15 protein-coding genes and 1 tRNA gene are annotated in these 16,181 nt (G+C 36.2%); 8 read left to right on the forward strand and 8 right to left on the reverse strand.

The genetic code is table 11. The features are described 5' to 3' along the window. Positions 1-52 precede the first annotated feature (52 nt). Genes metG through PU02_RS04590 form a run of 3 tightly spaced genes read left to right on the forward strand, consistent with a single transcriptional unit; the run spans position 53 to position 3,202 of the window. On the forward strand, positions 53-1,609 hold the full coding sequence (gene metG / locus PU02_RS04580) for a methionine--tRNA ligase (protein WP_053944277.1): 1,557 nt from the start codon (positions 53-55) through the stop codon (positions 1,607-1,609). Then, positions 1,599-2,372, forward strand: a complete 774-nt coding sequence (locus PU02_RS04585) for a TatD family hydrolase (protein WP_053944670.1) — start codon at positions 1,599-1,601, stop codon at positions 2,370-2,372. Before metG ends, PU02_RS04585 begins: the two co-directional genes overlap by 11 nt. Before the next feature lie 11 nt (positions 2,373-2,383). Next, entirely contained in the window at positions 2,384-3,202 is an 819-nt protein-coding gene (locus tag PU02_RS04590) for an MBL fold metallo-hydrolase (protein WP_053944278.1), read from the forward strand. 70 nt (positions 3,203-3,272) lie between these two features. Here PU02_RS04590 and PU02_RS07045 read toward each other — a convergent pair whose 3' ends face one another. Together PU02_RS07045 and pcsA are read right to left on the reverse strand one after the other, a co-directional pair. Further along, entirely contained in the window at positions 3,273-3,587 is a 315-nt protein-coding gene (locus PU02_RS07045; protein WP_470210669.1) for a DUF6163 family protein, read from the reverse strand. A 124-nt stretch (positions 3,588-3,711) separates the two neighbouring features. After that, complete coding sequence (pcsA, locus tag PU02_RS04595; protein ID WP_053944279.1) at positions 3,712-4,488, reverse strand: phosphatidylcholine synthase; 777 nt, start codon at positions 4,486-4,488, stop codon at positions 3,712-3,714. A 173-nt stretch (positions 4,489-4,661) separates the two neighbouring features. Here pcsA and PU02_RS04600 point away from each other — a divergent pair, with 173 nt between their 5' ends. The 3 genes from PU02_RS04600 (at position 4,662) to sodC (ending at position 6,984) form a co-directional block, all read left to right on the forward strand. Next, positions 4,662-5,867 carry a UbiH/UbiF family hydroxylase gene (locus tag PU02_RS04600; protein ID WP_053944280.1) on the forward strand — a complete coding sequence of 402 codons (1,206 nt, stop codon included), beginning with the start codon at positions 4,662-4,664 and terminating at the stop codon, positions 5,865-5,867. Positions 5,868-6,144: 277 nt separating this feature from the next. Further along, positions 6,145-6,234 (forward strand) — tRNA-Ser (locus tag PU02_RS04605). A 222-nt stretch (positions 6,235-6,456) separates the two neighbouring features. Continuing rightward, a complete protein-coding gene (gene sodC / locus PU02_RS04610) occupies positions 6,457-6,984 on the forward strand; it encodes a superoxide dismutase family protein (RefSeq protein ID WP_053944281.1) in 528 nt (175 codons plus the stop codon). A gap of 65 nt (positions 6,985-7,049) precedes the next feature. Here sodC and PU02_RS04615 read toward each other — a convergent pair whose 3' ends face one another. The 6 genes from PU02_RS04615 to PU02_RS04640 form a co-directional block, all read right to left on the reverse strand. Then, positions 7,050-7,415 (reverse strand): SUF system Fe-S cluster assembly protein, encoded by a 366-nt coding sequence (locus tag PU02_RS04615; RefSeq protein WP_414947389.1) that lies wholly within the window; start codon positions 7,413-7,415, stop codon positions 7,050-7,052. Between the two features lie 37 nt (positions 7,416-7,452). Then, on the reverse strand, positions 7,453-8,685 hold the full coding sequence (locus PU02_RS04620) for a cysteine desulfurase (RefSeq protein WP_053944283.1): 1,233 nt from the start codon (positions 8,683-8,685) through the stop codon (positions 7,453-7,455). Positions 8,686-8,705: 20 nt separating this feature from the next. Then, the gene (sufD, locus tag PU02_RS04625) at positions 8,706-9,974 is read right to left on the reverse strand and encodes a Fe-S cluster assembly protein SufD (RefSeq protein ID WP_053944284.1); all 1,269 of its coding nucleotides are present in this window, start codon (positions 9,972-9,974) and stop codon (positions 8,706-8,708) included. A gap of 9 nt (positions 9,975-9,983) precedes the next feature. Then, a complete protein-coding gene (gene sufC / locus PU02_RS04630; protein ID WP_053944285.1) occupies positions 9,984-10,739 on the reverse strand; it encodes a Fe-S cluster assembly ATPase SufC in 756 nt (251 codons plus the stop codon). 77 nt (positions 10,740-10,816) lie between these two features. Then, entirely contained in the window at positions 10,817-12,328 is a 1,512-nt protein-coding gene (gene sufB / locus PU02_RS04635) for a Fe-S cluster assembly protein SufB (protein ID WP_053944286.1), read from the reverse strand. Positions 12,329-12,439: 111 nt separating this feature from the next. Beyond that, positions 12,440-13,591, reverse strand: coding sequence for a cysteine desulfurase family protein (locus PU02_RS04640; protein WP_053944287.1), 1,152 nt, complete (start codon positions 13,589-13,591; stop codon positions 12,440-12,442). Positions 13,592-13,759: 168 nt separating this feature from the next. Here PU02_RS04640 and PU02_RS04645 point away from each other — a divergent pair, with 168 nt between their 5' ends. Beyond that, complete coding sequence (locus PU02_RS04645; RefSeq protein WP_053944288.1) at positions 13,760-14,452, forward strand: alpha/beta hydrolase; 693 nt, start codon at positions 13,760-13,762, stop codon at positions 14,450-14,452. Between the two features lie 320 nt (positions 14,453-14,772). Next, positions 14,773-16,026 (forward strand): tyrosine--tRNA ligase, encoded by a 1,254-nt coding sequence (tyrS, locus tag PU02_RS04650; protein WP_053944289.1) that lies wholly within the window; start codon positions 14,773-14,775, stop codon positions 16,024-16,026. Positions 16,027-16,181 lie beyond the last annotated feature (155 nt).

Here is a 16,181-nt window from a genome sequence, read left to right on the forward strand (position 1 = left end):
TGACAAGAGCTATTCGTTATATTCTTTTACTTCATTTTAGAATGAGTGCGACATGGGTGATACATATTATATAACAACTCCAATTTTTTATCCTAATGCTTCTCCGCATATTGGGCATGCTTATAATGCAGTTGCAAGTGATGCATTGGCTCGTTTTCAAAGATTAGAAGGTAAAGATGTTTTTTTTCTTTCTGGCACAGATGAGCATGGTCTTAAGATGCAGCAAACAGCAGATTCGCTAAATATACTCCCCCAACAACTTGCAGATCGTAATAGTGCTATTTTCCAAAAAATGTTGAAAACATTGAATTGTTCCAATGATGATTTCATCCGTACAACAGAAGAAAGACACCGTGAAACCTGTCAGATAATTTGGCAAAAAATGCAAGATAATGGCGATATTTATCTCGATAGTTATGCAGGTTGGTATTCTGTCAGCCAAGAATCTTATTATGAAGAAAAAGATACAGAGGTGAATGAGAAAGGAATACGCTGTGAAAAAGAATTAGGATCTCCTGTTCAATGGAATGAAGAAGAAAGCTATTTTTTTAAATTATCACGCTATGAAGAAGCCCTTCTTAAACATTACGAAAAATACCCTGATTTTATAGCTCCCAATGAACGACGCAATGAAATTATAAGTTTTGTTAAGTCAGGTTTAAAAGACATTTCAATTTCACGTACTAATTTTAGTTGGGGAATTTCCGTTCCAAAAGATCCAAAACATATCATGTATGTTTGGGTTGATGCCCTTACAAATTATCTCACGGCAATAGATTTTTTTAACAAAACTTCCAAAAAGCGTATTTTTTGGCCTGTAAATACTCATATTGTAGGGAAAGACATTATCCGATTCCATGCTGTTTATTGGCCAGCTTTTTTGATGTCAGCAGGAATTGAGCTTCCTAAACGTATCTTTGCACACGGTTTTTTACTTAATCGCGGTTCCAAAATGTCTAAATCCATTGGAAATGTTGTTGATCCTTTTGATATGGTTAATCATTATGGAGTTGATCAGGTGCGATACTTTTTTTTACGTGAAGTTCCTTTCGGGCAAGATGGTACTTACAGCCATGAAAATTTAGTTAATCGTATTAATGCAGACCTCGCTAATGATCTTGGAAACTTAGCACAACGTTCTTTATCAATGATTCAAAAAAATTGTGATGCAAAAGTCCCTGTTCCATATAGCTTCTTGTTTCAAGATCAGCAACTTTTAGAAAAAGCAGATCAGGTACTAGATACAACACGTCAAGCTATGTTGGCTCAAGCGCCTCATTTAGCACTTTCAGCAATTTTTTCACTTGTAGCAGATGCAAATCGCTATTTTACAAGTGAAGAACCTTGGGATTTACGTAAAAATGATATAAAAAGATTTTCTACAGTTATTTATGTAACCGCAGAAAGTCTTCGAAGAATAGGTATTATGCTTTTGCCTTTCATCCCTCAATCAGCTACTAAGCTTCTTGATAGCCTTGCAATCGTTGAAGAAGATCGATTATTATCCCATATAAAAACTTCCAAGATAAGGGAAAAAAGCATTTTACCACCACCCGTAGCAATTTTTCCTCGCTATGTTGAAGGAGGTGACAGTAATGATGTTAATTGATACGCACTGTCATCTTGATTTTGAGGATTTTGAACAAAATTTAGATAGTGTTGTTCAGAGAGCTTCAGCTGCTAATGTTGAACGCATGATAACAATTTCAACATCTGTTCATAAATTAGATAGGCTTTTAGAAATTGCACAAACATATGATCAAATATTCTGCTCTGTTGGAACTCATCCTAATCATACACATGAAGAACAGAATATTAAAGCCATGGATCTTATTCGTTTATCAAAAAATCCAAATATTGTTGCATTTGGCGAAAGTGGTCTTGATTATTATTATGATTATGCCTCGCCATCAGAGCAAAAAAGGAGCTTTCTAGAGCACATAATTGCTGCTCGAGAGACACAATTGCCTCTTGTTATTCACTCACGCAATGCTGATCCAGATATGGAGAAGATCTTATATGAGCAAATGAAGGAGGGGGAGTTTCCATTTGTTCTTCACTGTTACTCATCTGGAGTACAATTAGCCCGTTCTGCCATTGAATTTGGTGGCTATATATCTTTTTCAGGTATTCTTACATTTAAAAATTCATTTGAAATTCGTGAAATCGCAAAAAATATCCCTCATGAGCGTTTATTAGTCGAAACAGACGCACCATTTTTAGCACCAATTCCTCACCGTGGTAAGATAAATGAACCATCTTTTGTACGTTATACGTCAAATATTCTTGCAGAAACTATTGGCTTAGATATTGAAAAAACTGCTCAAATAACAACGCAAAATGCTTTTCGTTTATTCAGTAAAATGAAATAATATAAAAGACAATGTCTGATTTCTATCGATTTACAATATTAGGTTGTGGTTCATCAGCAGGAGTTCCTCGCCCTAATGGTTTTTGGGGAGCGTGTAATCCAAATAATCCTAAAAATAAACGTTATAGAACTTCTTTATTAGTTCAACGAATTCAGCAGTGTGATCAAAAAACAACTGTCATTATTGACACTGGAGCAGATTTTCGATCGCAGATGTTAGATATGCATGTTGAAAACTTAAATGCTGCTATTTATACACATTTTCATGCAGATCATACCCACGGGATCGATGATTTACGTAGCTATGCACTTGCACAGAAATGCTTAATTAATATTTATGCAGATACTTTTACATTAAAGCATTTGAATAAATCTTTTGAGTATTGTTTTCAAACCTCAAGGGGATCAAACTATTCTCCCATTTTAAAAGCACATCCTATAGAGGAAGAGAGCAAATTTATTATTCAAGGGAAGGGAGGAGCAATCATTTTTAGCGCACACCCGCAATTGCACGGTTCCATTCATTCTCTAGGATTTCGTATTGGCAATGTTGCTTATTGCACAGATGTCAACCATTTTCCTGAAAAAGCATTGCTAAACCTCATGAATTTAGATGTTTTGATTATTGATGCTCTTCAGTTTAAACCGCACGTAAGTCATTTCTCTGTTGACCAAGCACTGCATTGGATAAACTATCTCAAACCCAAAAAAGCTATACTAACACATATGGATAATTCTCTTGATTATGACGAAGTTATGAAATACGTCCCATCCAATGTTGAACCTGCATATCAAGGACTTACTTTTGAAACAGATGTGATTGAGAGTTAGTAGAAATTTCTGAGAATTTTCATTGTTTGCTTTATTGTTTAATAATCGCATAATATATATTATGGAACTTTTATGTGTTTTTATAGTTTTTTACGTATAAAAGTATGAAAACTAAAAACAAAAGCCTCAAAAACCCCATAAGTGTGTGATAAGATAAATAACAGCTAACGTTCCTGATACATAATTTCCATTGCCATGGCGTAAGATCAAGGCTCCATAAGTCTCCCACGAAAACACCTGTCAAGCGCAACCAGTAAAAAATCCCTAAAGCCAAACAAATAAGCGCTAAAACCCGCAAATAAAAATTATAAACACATGTTGACGTGATAGTTTTAAAAATCCGTCTTTGTTGAGATATATCCTTCAAAAAAAGCTCCCAACTCAAACAAATTGAGAACGAATAATCGAACCATAACTCCTAATAAATCTCTTGATCAAGCTTCCCCCTCCTAGAATTGTGACAACTCTTTTTCAAGATTGTAAAAAAATACAACTATATTGCAATTTTATTATTTTAAACTGCCATTTTGTGCTCCTAATTTAGGAAACATTTGCATAAAGAAGCCAATACAGTAAATATAAACACCCGTTACGGATATGCCAATTTTAATCCAATGTGGAGCATCAAGCTGATAATAAAGTGCTACAACACCGAAAAGACACCATATAATAAATATCGGAAGATTAAACATACGTAGGCGCACAACTCTTACCGGATGAATAAAATAAATAGGCAAAAAAGAAAGAAATACTGATAATAATATTATGCTGAAAGAAACCCATTTCTCTGGGTTCACTGCAAACAACGTAAAGATTATCATGTTCCAAACAACAGGAAAACCTTTAAAAAAATTCTCTTGTGTTTTTATTCCAGTATCTGCGTAATAAATAGCTGATGCAATGACGATAGCTGCACTTAGTATAAATGAAAGCTTCGTCCCCATAAGGCCACTTTGATAGAGCGCAAAAGCTGGTATTAAAACATATGTTACATAATCAATAATATTATCTAGCACTTCACCAGACCAGGTTGGAAGTATATATTTAACGTCAAGCTTTCTTGCAATCGGACCATCAATTCCATCAACAAGAAGAGCAAGCCCAAGCCAACAAAACATAATAGTCCACTTTTTTTCAGATGCAGACACCAAAGAAAGAAATGCCAAAAACGATCCAGATGCTGTCAGTAAATGGACAGAAAAAGCCTTCACTTTTGGCATTGTTACTGTTTTAGGCAGCAACCGATCAGTACTTGTTTTGATTTTTTTTGTTAACTTTTCTTTCAACGTTCTTCTATCCTTACTTTAGGTTGTTTTCTCGCCTTATATGTATGGCTCATCTGCATAAAAACTACAATATTGTTTGTTTTTTATATCGCAATATTTATTACATTATGTAATAAGAAGATGGCTTTATTTTAATATATCAAAACATTGAACAACTAGAAAAGTAAACTGTTGTGAAATTTGAAAAAAGCAAACATACTGATATAGCTGTTGTTGGTACCGGTCCAGTTGGCCTGTTAACAGCCCTTTCTCTTGCACATAAAGGTTACACTGTCTCTTTAATTGGTTTAAATCCGTATATAAATGAATTAAGGACAACCGCCCTCATGATGCCTGCAATTCATATGCTCCAAAAACTAAATATCTGGGACAGCATAGAATGCTACGCGGCAGCCCTATCATCAATTAGAATCATTGATTCAACGTTCAGACTTGTGCGCTCTTCAACAGTGAATTTTTGCTCTAGTGAAATTGGTGAGGAAGCTTTTGGATACAACATACCCAACTGTAGACTGAATACTGCTTTAATGCATGAGATTTTAAAAACTTCGGTTATCAAACGGTTTCCTTCTTTAGCAAAATCTTTCCATGACCAACAAAATTGTACACGCATAACTCTCTCAGATGATGAAGTGATATACGCATCCATCATCATCGCAGCTGACGGATGGAACTCCTTAACACGAAAAGAAGCTGGAATTCGCGTAAAACAGTGGAATTATCCACAAAAAGCACTCATTTTGAACTTCTCACATCATCTACCCCACCATAACACATCGACAGAATTTCATACAAAGGACGGGCCTTTCACACAAGTTCCCCTACCTGGAAAAAAATCTAGCCTCGTATGGATTTCCCATCCTACACGCGCCCAAGAAATTCTAAATATGAAATCAGAGACCGTTAATAAAATAATTGAAAAGAAGATGCAGTCTATTCTCGGTACTATAACAGTAGAAACAAAAATTCAAGTCCTATCTCTTTTTGGCCTCGTCTCCAATTGTTTCGCTACTAACCGAACAATTTTAGTGGGTGAAGCAGCTCATGTTTTTCCTCCTATTGGAGCACAAGGCCTAAATTTAGGCTTCAGAGATGTTCGAACTTTGATTGATATTTTGCCTAATAAAGAAAATTTTAATTTTAATTTTAATACGCTTATTTCACGTTATAATCGCTATCGTAAACCAGACATATTAATGCGTACAGGATCTGTCCACGCACTTGATTATGCTCTATCTTCTAACATACTACCTATTCATGTTATGCGAAGCATCGGGTTTGAGTTATTACGCAATTTTTCATCACTCCGCAACTTATTGATGCGAGAAGGGATGCAACCTGGCTCTGGGTTAAAAACACTTATGAAATTTCTAAGTTAAGAAATCTTATTTTACTTGAAGATCTTAGAAAATTTTGTTTCAGAAATCGTTTAAAAACTGAAAATACAAATTCTCAATATAAGCTGTTTTTTTTATTGTTTTAAACTTTACAATCTGTTATATGCGCTGTTATTTAAGCGAACAATGTAACTTATTAAATTCATTATTATTTTTCTAATAAGTAATAAATTGGAATAGCTGAACTAAAAATGTTTAGAGCCCTGTTTTAGTGATTGATCTTTTTAGAGGAGACTGCAATAAGAGCTACATCTATCCAGGAGGGGTGGTCGAGTGGTTTAAGGCACCGGTCTTGAAAACCGGCGTGCAGGGAACTGTACCGTGGGTTCGAATCCCACCCCCTCCGCCACTATAATTGGAATAAATATTTCTTGAAACATTTCTAGTTTTGTGTTTGAAAAGCAAAGTTCTGAGTGCTTTTTGTTTTTCTGTACCTGGCTATCCCCTCCTTTGTATCTATAACATCGAAGTTATATCTAAATCTTCTTGGGGTTGTTTATAGACTTCCAAATCCAAATAAAGAGTAATATTCTTATTTTATTTATTTAAGCTCAATGAAAGAAAGAATTTCATGAATAAGAAAAATTTTTTATTATTAGCATCGCTTGTGTTCTTAAGTTCTAATATTACTACATTATTGGCAGAAGAAGCTCAGGTAGAGATTTACGCACTAAAAGACGATAACAGAAAAGATCATATAGGAAGCATTCTCATTCAGGAAACTTCACACGGTTTAATTTTTGTTCCCAAATTGTCTTCTTTACCAGAGGGTCTACATGGTTTTCATGTGCATAAAATGCCTTCGTGTGACACAAAAGATGGCATGCTTGGTGGTGCTGCAGGTGGGCATTACGATCCACAAAATACTAACAAACATCTTGGACCTTATAATACTGATGGGCATCTCGGCGATCTGCCAGCAATCTATTTTGATTCACATAACCAAGCAACAATGGGAGTTCTTGCTCCGCGAATTAAAAAACTCGATGATATTAAGGGTCACTCACTGATGATTCATGCAGGAGGAGACAATTCTTCTGATAAACCACTACCACTTGGTGGCGGAGGTGCACGCTTAGCATGTGGCATTATTGAGTGATGTTTGGAATTTTATCTAAAATTTGAAGATTATACTATTTTCCTTTTATAATCTTACCTCGTACTTTAGAATTTTTGATACCATCCTGTGGCGACTTGAGCTTCCTCTGACATACATTCAGGTGTCCAGGGTGGATCGAATGTCATAGTTACTTCAACGTCTAAAACACCTGCGACAGCACCAACAGCATTTTCTACCCAAACCGGCATCTCTGCAGCGACAGGACAGCCAGGTGCTGTAAGTGTCATCTCAATTTTTACTAAACGATTATCTTCTATATCAATGCGATAAATTAATCCAAGCTCATAAATATCAGCAGGAATTTCTGGATCGTAAACTGTTTTCAGAGCAGCGATGATATCATCCGTCATACGGCTAATTTCATCCTCTGAAAGTGCTAATATAGGATTCTTTTTCTCTTCTTCTTTCATAGAAATTAATTGAGAAGAATTACCTTCTTTGACTGAATTAACCATTAAAAAAAATCCTTGCTTTTTCTAACGATTCAACAAGTTGATTAATATCCTCACTACTACTATACATGGCTAACGATGCGCGGCAAGTAGATGTTAAACCTAAATGCTGTAATAAAGGTTGTGCACAATGAGTTCCTGCTCGTATAGCGACCCCTTGCCTGTCAATAAATGTAGCAACATCATGCGCATGGATTCCTTCAATTTCAAAAGATATAATGGCTCCTTTATCAGGGGCATGACCATGAATACGTAATGATTTAATAGTTTCTAACCCCTCACATGCATAAGCTAAGAGAGCCTTTTCATGTGCATGAATAGAATCTTTACCTTTTTCTTGTATATAATTAATTGCAGCAGCTAATCCAATAGCCTCGGCTATAGGAGGAGTACCAGCTTCAAAACGATATGGAGGAGTATTATAAGAAACTTTATCAAGAGTTACCTCCTCAATCATCTCTCCTCCTCCTTGAAAAGGATGCATTTCCTCCAATCGAGATTGTTTTCCGTACAGGACTCCTACACCTGTTGGACCATAAACTTTATGACCCGTGAAAACATACCAATCACAATCAAGATCTTGTACATCTACTGTTAAATGAACAGCTCCTTGAGAACCATCGATAAGGACAGGAATTGAATTTTGATGAGCTAATTCAATTATCTCTTTAACAGGAAGCACAGTTCCTAGTACATTAGACATGTGGGTGAGTGTTACAAGACGTGTCTTTTTACTTAAAACTTTTTGAAAATCCTCAACATGCAGAATACCATTTTTATCAACTGGCATGAATATAAGCTTAACACCCTTCCGTTCACGAATGAAATGCCAAGGAATGATATTTGAGTGATGTTCCATAACAGTAAGGACAATTTCATCACCTTCATTTAGTTTATTCATTCCCCAACCATAAGCTACAGTATTTATTGCTTCTGTTGTGTTCTTTGTAAATACAATCTCTCCAACTGTCCGAGCATTTAAAAAAGAACGTACTGTTTCACGAGAGTTTTCATAAGACTGCGTGGTAGTATTTGATAAAAAATGCATCCCTCTATGCACATTAGCATAACCAGATTGGTAAAGATTATTCATCGTATCCAATACCAATTGTGGTTTTTGAGAAGAGGCTGCATTATCAAGATAAGCCAGTCTTTTACCATGAACAGTCTGTTGTAAAATAGGGAAATCACGCCGAATTTCTTCAACATCATAATTTAACATTTGCATATAATACCCTATTTTCTCTCTTAAATATTCTTATCTAACCATTGAGCAATGAAGTTGTTCAAAATAGCTTTTATGTGATCCCTTTCAATACTATCAACTAATTCACTAACAAATCCTTTTATTAAAAGCTCACGAGCAATTTTAAAAGGAATACCACGTGCCATCAAATAAAAAATATGATCACGATCGACCTTAGAAACTGTTGCGCCATGAGCACAAACAACATCATCAGCAAAAATTTCTAACTCAGGTTTTGCATCAAATTCAGAATTATCCGAAAGAACTAAGCTATTACAGGCCATACGAGCATCTGTTTTTTGAGCCTCCTTTGCAACGCGTATCATCCCTTGAAAAACACCCCGCGCTTTACCTGTAACAACATTACGCACAATCTCTGTCGAAGTCGATTTTTCTTCAATATGACGAACAGTCATTGTAAGATCGCTATGCGTCTGTCCAGATAACAAGTTAATCGCTCGCAAATGAAAATTAGATTCTCTTTCCTGCAGCTCAATATCAACTTCTTGACGATTTAACTGGCTTCCTATGTTAAGTACGTAAAGTGACAATTTTGCATTATTACCAAGAACAGCACGAAATTTGCCAAATTGCGTAGAGTTAACCCCACGATCCCGAATAAGGATCCACGTAACATCGCTATACTCTGCAATACGCAGCGAAAACACAGAACTGGCAAAAGTACTCTCATCATTACCAATCTGACGTTCAATCACCGTAATTTGACTGTTTTTTCCAATTTCAATGTCTGAAAAGATGTGTGATTGTCCTCCCATTTGAATATTTTGTAACTCAATTGGATTATCCAATTTTGTATTTTCGGGGATTTTAAAAACCCAACCATCTGTAACAAAAGCTGTATTTAATTGCCCGATAAAATCTTCATCAACAAGAACCTGATTTATCTTTGCATCATCTTCTTTTAGTGCATCTGCAAAGCTTTTAAAAGCAATGTTCTTTAATTTTGATTGTAGAAGTATTTCACCATTTTCAATAGAAAAAGTGACGTTTTCTGGAAGTAAAGGATCTAGAGATTTTCTGTTCTTTACCTCCGAAAAATCGCTAACCGACTTTAACAAAGTGCGCAAATCAGTGTAATGCCAATTTTTCAATTTTACGCGAAGGAGCCTTTTTTTTCGTAGTAGTTCTACAGCCCTTTTACGTGTAGCCAATACAGCCTTATTGCCAGGTAGGCTATCAATACGCTGATTAAAATTATTTATAATCTCTGCTTCAACGGCTGTTAATTCTCGCTGTACGCTCATGTTCATTTTGTGGCCTCAAATTGACTCACTGATAATATCAGCATATCCATTTTTTTCTAAATAAAGTGCTAATGATTTGTCCCCACTTTTAATGATACGGCCCTTACAGAGTACATGCACCGTATCTGGCACGATATAATCAAGCAACCGTTGATAGTGGGTGATAATTAAAAACGAACGTTCCGGAGAACGAAGCCTGTTAACGCCATCTGCAACAATTTTTAATGCGTCAATATCTAAACCAGAATCTGTTTCATCTAAAAATACAAAGACTGGGTTCAAATAAAGCCATTTGAAGGATTTCAGCTCGTTTTTTTCTCCACCTGAAAACCCAACATTTAAAGGACGTTTTAACATCTCCATATCTACTTCAAGCTTAGAAGAAATTTCCTTAACACGTTTTATGAATTGAGGAATCTTAAGCTCTTCATCACCACTAGCTTTACGCCGAGAATTTATCGCAACTTTTAAAAATTCCATCGTTGCAACCCCCGGTATCTCCATTGGATATTGAAATGCAAGAAAGATACCAGAGACCGCACGTTCTGCTGGATCCATTTCTAAAATGGACTGCCCATTATACAGAATATCACCTTCTGTTACCTCGTAATCTTCATGACCGGCAAGTAAATAAGACAAAGTAGACTTCCCTGCTCCATTTTGTCCCATAATAGCAGCAACTTCACCATCCCTAACTGTCAAATTTAAACCCTGAATAATTTCGGTATCAGTCCCAGTAATGCGAGCGCGCAAATCCTTTATTTCTAGCATATTAAAACCCCAGTTTTCCTGCTGTCCGATATTGATCGAGCAAATTTTCCCGTAGCCAATGAATTATCTATTAATTATCAACCCACGCTACCTTCAAGACTAATACCGATGAGCTTCTGCGCTTCAACTGCAAATTCCATTGGAAGTTTTTGAATAACTTCTTTCACAAAACCATTGACGATTAATGCAACTGCCTCCTCTTCAGGAATTCCCCTTTGCATAACATAAAAGAGTTGATCATCAGAAATCTTTGACGTTGTTGCCTCATGTTCAAACTGAACTGTTGCATTTTTTGCTTCAATATAAGGGACAGTATGGGCACCACAATTATTTCCAATCAATAAACTATCACATTGGGTGAAGTTACGTGCGTTTTGCGCCTTTTTATGTGCGCTAACTTGTCCACGATAGGTATTATTCGAAAACCCTGCAGAAATGCCCTTAGATATAATCCGACTTGATGTATTCCTTCCTAAATGGATCATTTTCGTACCAGAATCAATCTGTTGATAGCCATTTGCAATAGCTATAGAATAAAACTCTCCACACGAATTATCACCACGCAGCAAACATGATGGATACTTCCAAGTAATTGCAGAGCCTGTTTCAACTTGTGTCCATGAAATTTTAGAATTTTCACCTCGACAATCTCCGCGCTTAGTAACAAAGTTGTAAATACCTCCTCTGCCCTCTTTATCACCAGGGTACCAATTTTGCACAGTGGAATACTTGATTTCAGCGTTTTTTAGTGCAACAAGCTCTACAACAGCAGCGTGAAGTTGATTTTCATCACGCTGGGGCGCTGTACACCCCTCAAGATAAGAAACATAAGAATCTTCATCCGCAATAATTAAGGTTCGTTCAAATTGGCCTGTATTACGCTCATTAATCCGGAAATAAGTTGAAAGCTCCATAGGACAACGAACACCCTTTGGAATATAAACAAACGAACCGTCGGTAAAAACAGCTGCATTCAAAGCAGCATAATAATTATCATTGACCGGTACAACTGTTCCCAAATATTCCTTAATTAAAGCAAAATGTTCAGTGATTGCTTCCGAAATAGAACAAAAAATAACACCCGAACGCGCTAATTCTTTCTTAAATGTTGTCACAACAGAAACGGAATCAAAAACAGCATCAATAGCAACTTTTCCTGAACTATAAACACCATCATCAAGAGTAGACTGATCAGTCTGTTTGCGTACCCCTGCCAAAATTTCCTGTTCTTTAAGCGGAATACCAAGCTTTTCATAAGTAGCTAATAGTTCAGGATCAACTTCATCTAAAGATTTTGGTCCCGTATGATTTTTAGGAGCAGCATAATAGCACAGTTCCTGAAAATTAATTTTGGGATACTTAACACGCGCCCAATGAGGTTCCTGCATCACAGACCAACGACGAAAAGCGTGTAACCGCCAAGTTAGCATCCACTCAGGTTCACATTTTTTTGCAGAAATAAATCTAATAATATCTTCACTCAAACCCTGTTGAGCTTTATCCATTTCAATATTTGTTTCAAAACCATACTTATATTGATCAACATCTATTTCACGTACCTGGCGTATTGTTTCTTGCACTGCCGGCATCAACTCCCTCCATTCTTGCCGGCGTCAAGAACCAGCGATTAAAGACTTCAATTTAGAAATGATTGACTTGTTTTCCAAGTTATATGCAAAATGAAGAAATTTCAATCAAGCTTATCTTAATTTTTTACTATTATCGATAAATTGAGCGAAAACAAACAAAAAATCGTCAATATCTTCCTGAATTGTGTCACGACCTATTGAAATTCGGATTGCACCATAAGGATTGTGGTATCCCATCGCTTCTAAAACTTTGCTCTGCTTTGTTTTTCCTGAAGAACATGCAGAACCTGCTGATACAGAAAATCCTGCCAAATCAAAATTAATCTGCATTGTTTCAGCCTTTACATTGCACACGGCAAAGTAAGTAGTATTTGGTAAACGTTGCACTTCCTTTCCAAAAATTTTAACATCATCACTAATTTGCTGTAAACCCTCTTCCAACTTACTACGTAAATTACTCAACCTTTGTATCTCTTCCTGAGTAATGCACTCAGTCATCACCGCCCCAAAAGAAGCAATAAGCGGTAATGCTTCAGTTCCTCCACGAAATCCCTTTTCCTGCCCGCCAGCAATGATAAGGGGACATGGCATGAGAAGATTGCTACACGCAACAAAGGCACCAACTCCTTTAAGTCCACCCATTTTATGAGCTGATAATATAAAAAAATCTCCTCCAAAGTTGTTTATGTCGATGGGATATTTATCTACATATTGTACTAGGTCAACAATTAAGATACCTCCAGCATCTCTTACAATATGTGCTATCTTTTTTATAGGTTGAATGACACCAGTTTCACCGTTTGCTGCTTGAATAGCGACAAGAGGTAAGCCTTTCGCTTTATCATGTGTAGCTAGTAGGTTTTTGAGTATTTCTTCCTGAATTAAGCCATTGTGATCAATGGAAACCACACTAATCAATTCTTTTGGAAACCTCCCTCCTTCTGCAATAGAAGGATGTTCGCTTGCACCAACGTAAAGATGAGAAAAATGTACCTTGGAACGCCCCATATTATACATCGGAGTAAGCAACGTCATTGCAGCCTCACTGGCACCAGATGTAAAAATAACATTATCCGGATTCGCACTCAACCTATCAGCAACTTGCCGACGTGCTCTTTGTAACAAAGCCTTAGCAGCACGACCTTCTGTATGAACAGATGATGGATTAGCGAATATCTCCAAAGATTCCAGCAAAGCCACTCGTGCCATTTTTGTCAGTGGCGCTGTTGCATTATGATCAAAATAGCGGCGTTTCACGGCCATTTTTAATTCCAATCACTAATTTTGAACTGATTTTTTTCCAAAGCGGTGCAATTTTCTTGAAAAAGGCACATAAAATAGAATATCAACTACCAAGTGCGGCAACCCATCGCCTAGCGCTGTTCTATGGTGAAAATTGATGAAGGTCAATAAAAATTTAAGGAGCGTTTAATGCCAGAAATTATTTTCAACGGTCCTGCTGGTCGTCTTGAAGGACGTTATCAACCCTCACAACAAAAAAATGCACCAATCGCAATCATTCTTCATCCTCATCCTCAATTTGGGGGAACGATGAATAACAAAATTATCTATGACCTTTTCTACATATTCCAGCAACGTGATTTTACAACATTACGATTTAATTTTCGTGGCATCGGTCGAAGCCAGGGTGAATTTGATCACGGAGCAGGTGAACTTTCAGATGCCGCTGCTGCGCTCGATTGGGTACAAACACAACACCCTTCTTCTAGAAATTGCTGGGTAGCTGGATATTCGTTTGGGGCATGGATTGGTATGCAGCTTTTAATGCGTAGACCAGAAATAGAAGGATTCATATCAGTTGCTCCTCAACCCAATATCTATGATTTTTCATTCCTTGCTCCTTGTCCTTCCTCTGGCCTTATAATCCACGGCGACGCTGATAAAGTTTCAACTCCAAGAGATGTTCAAACTCTTGTTGATAAATTAAAAACGCAAAAAGGCATTACAATTACACAAGAAATACTAGAAGGTGCCAATCACTTTTTCACCGGTCATACTGAAAAGCTTATTGAACGATGTGCACATTATTTGGATTCCTATCTTGCAAATGAGAAAAATGCACCGCGCGAAATACCTTTTCTCAACCAAAAAAATAAAAAATAGAAATTTTTTCTTCTAAAAACATTCCAGTCTCTTTGTCTATTCAAGAAAGGATCATTGGTAATTTTGAAATCTTAAATATTTTCAAGACAAAAAGCATCTTAAAATATTCCATTGTTTTTAAAACTAACGTGCAAATATTCAAGACTATTGCTGAATTAAATTTTTTGAATTTATTTCAACTACAAATACAACTGACATGTTTACCATATTTTATTAATATTTTTCGTTGTTTTGTGAGCAACGCTCTAACGACAATAATTGCCAATGTATGAACATACACTTTTATAAATAAACGTAATATCAATCAGGAAACAAAATTTATGCCTGCTTTTAAATCTGAATTTTTACATGTTATGAATGAACGTGGTTTTATACACCAGATTTCAGATGAACAAGGCCTTGATAGTCTTTTACTAAAAGAAACTATAACAGCTTATATCGGCTTTGATCCCACAGCTTCAAGTCTTCATGCTGGAAGCCTTCTCCAAATCATGATGCTCCATTGGTTACAAAAAACCGGCCATCGACCTATTGTTGTAATGGGTGGAGGTACAGGTATGATTGGTGATCCTTCTTTTAAAGATGAAAGCAGACTTTTTCTAACGCAGGATAATATTATTGAAAATATTAATGGTATCAAGAAAGTTTTTTCTAATTACTTAACATTTGGTGATGGAAAAACTGATGCACATATTGTTAACAATGCCGAATGGTTGTGCAAGTTAAACTATATAGAATTTCTACGTAATGTCGGAAAACATTTTTCCGTCAATCGTATGTTATCATTTGATTCTGTTAAACTTCGACTTGAGCGCGAACACTCCTTATCATTTCTTGAATTTAACTATATGATTTTACAAGCTTATGATTTCGTTGAGCTAAATAAACGCTATGGATTACGTATGCAAATGGGTGGCTCTGACCAATGGGGCAATATCATTAATGGAATTGAATTAGGACATCGCCTTGGAACGCCGCAATTATACGCAGTAACTTCACCTTTACTAACGACCTCTTCTGGCGCAAAGATGGGAAAATCCTTGAATGGTGCAGTATGGTTAAATAAAGATATGCTTTCACCTTATCAATTTTGGCAATATTGGCGCAATACGGAAGATAGCGACGTTATACGGTTTTTAAAACTTTACACAACACTCCCAATGGAAGAAATTGCTAAGCTTTCTGTATTACAAGGCACAGAACTTAATGAAGCAAAAAAGATTCTTGCAACAGAAATTACAGCAATGTTACATGGAGACGTTCTTGCTCATGAGGCAGCAGAAACTGCTCGCAAAACTTTTGAAGAAAAAACCCTCGGAAACAAATTACCAACCTTTGAAAGAAATATTGCAGATTTTAAAAAAGGCGTAGGGTTACTATCTCTTTTAGTATATGTAGGATTAGCTAAATCCAATAGTGAAGCACGTAGACAAGTTCAGGGTAATGCTATACGTATAAATGACAAGATTATCGATGACGAAACGCGCCTTGTTGTCGAAAATGATGCCAATTTTACAGGAATTATTAAAATTTCTTTTGGTAGAAAAAAGCATGTTTTAGTTAAATTAGTATAATCAATTATAGTCAGAATTTAAATTCCCTACGTATGACCCTATAAATTATTCATAACGCAAGAAAAACTCATCTATGTATAAATAAACTTCTTATATAATGGATAAAAATTTGTCTGAAATGATCGTCCTTTACTGCAACAGCCGGTACATAACTT

The organism is Bartonella ancashensis (assembly GCF_001281405.1).
GTDB classification, from domain to species: Bacteria; Pseudomonadota; Alphaproteobacteria; order Rhizobiales; family Rhizobiaceae; genus Bartonella; species Bartonella ancashensis.

What these genes read in the sequence shown, in the direction of transcription:
- metG (WP_053944277.1), top strand. Translation starts at nt 53, where the DNA reads ATGGGTGATACATATTATATAACAACTCCAATTTTTTATCCTAATGCT.
- PU02_RS04585 (WP_053944670.1), top strand. Translation starts at nt 1,599, where the DNA reads ATGTTAATTGATACGCACTGTCATCTTGATTTTGAGGATTTTGAACAA.
- PU02_RS04590 (WP_053944278.1), top strand. Translation starts at nt 2,384, where the DNA reads ATGTCTGATTTCTATCGATTTACAATATTAGGTTGTGGTTCATCAGCA.
- sodC (WP_053944281.1), top strand. Translation starts at nt 6,457, where the DNA reads ATGAATAAGAAAAATTTTTTATTATTAGCATCGCTTGTGTTCTTAAGT.
- PU02_RS04615 (WP_414947389.1), bottom strand. Translation starts at nt 7,415, where the DNA reads ATGAAAGAAGAAGAGAAAAAGAATCCTATATTAGCACTTTCAGAGGAT.
- PU02_RS04620 (WP_053944283.1), bottom strand. Translation starts at nt 8,685, where the DNA reads ATGCAAATGTTAAATTATGATGTTGAAGAAATTCGGCGTGATTTCCCT.
- sufD (WP_053944284.1), bottom strand. Translation starts at nt 9,974, where the DNA reads ATGAACATGAGCGTACAGCGAGAATTAACAGCCGTTGAAGCAGAGATT.
- sufC (WP_053944285.1), bottom strand. Translation starts at nt 10,739, where the DNA reads ATGCTAGAAATAAAGGATTTGCGCGCTCGCATTACTGGGACTGATACC.
- sufB (WP_053944286.1), bottom strand. Translation starts at nt 12,328, where the DNA reads ATGCCGGCAGTGCAAGAAACAATACGCCAGGTACGTGAAATAGATGTT.
- PU02_RS04640 (WP_053944287.1), bottom strand. Translation starts at nt 13,591, where the DNA reads ATGGCCGTGAAACGCCGCTATTTTGATCATAATGCAACAGCGCCACTG.
- PU02_RS04645 (WP_053944288.1), top strand. Translation starts at nt 13,760, where the DNA reads ATGCCAGAAATTATTTTCAACGGTCCTGCTGGTCGTCTTGAAGGACGT.
- tyrS (WP_053944289.1), top strand. Translation starts at nt 14,773, where the DNA reads ATGCCTGCTTTTAAATCTGAATTTTTACATGTTATGAATGAACGTGGT.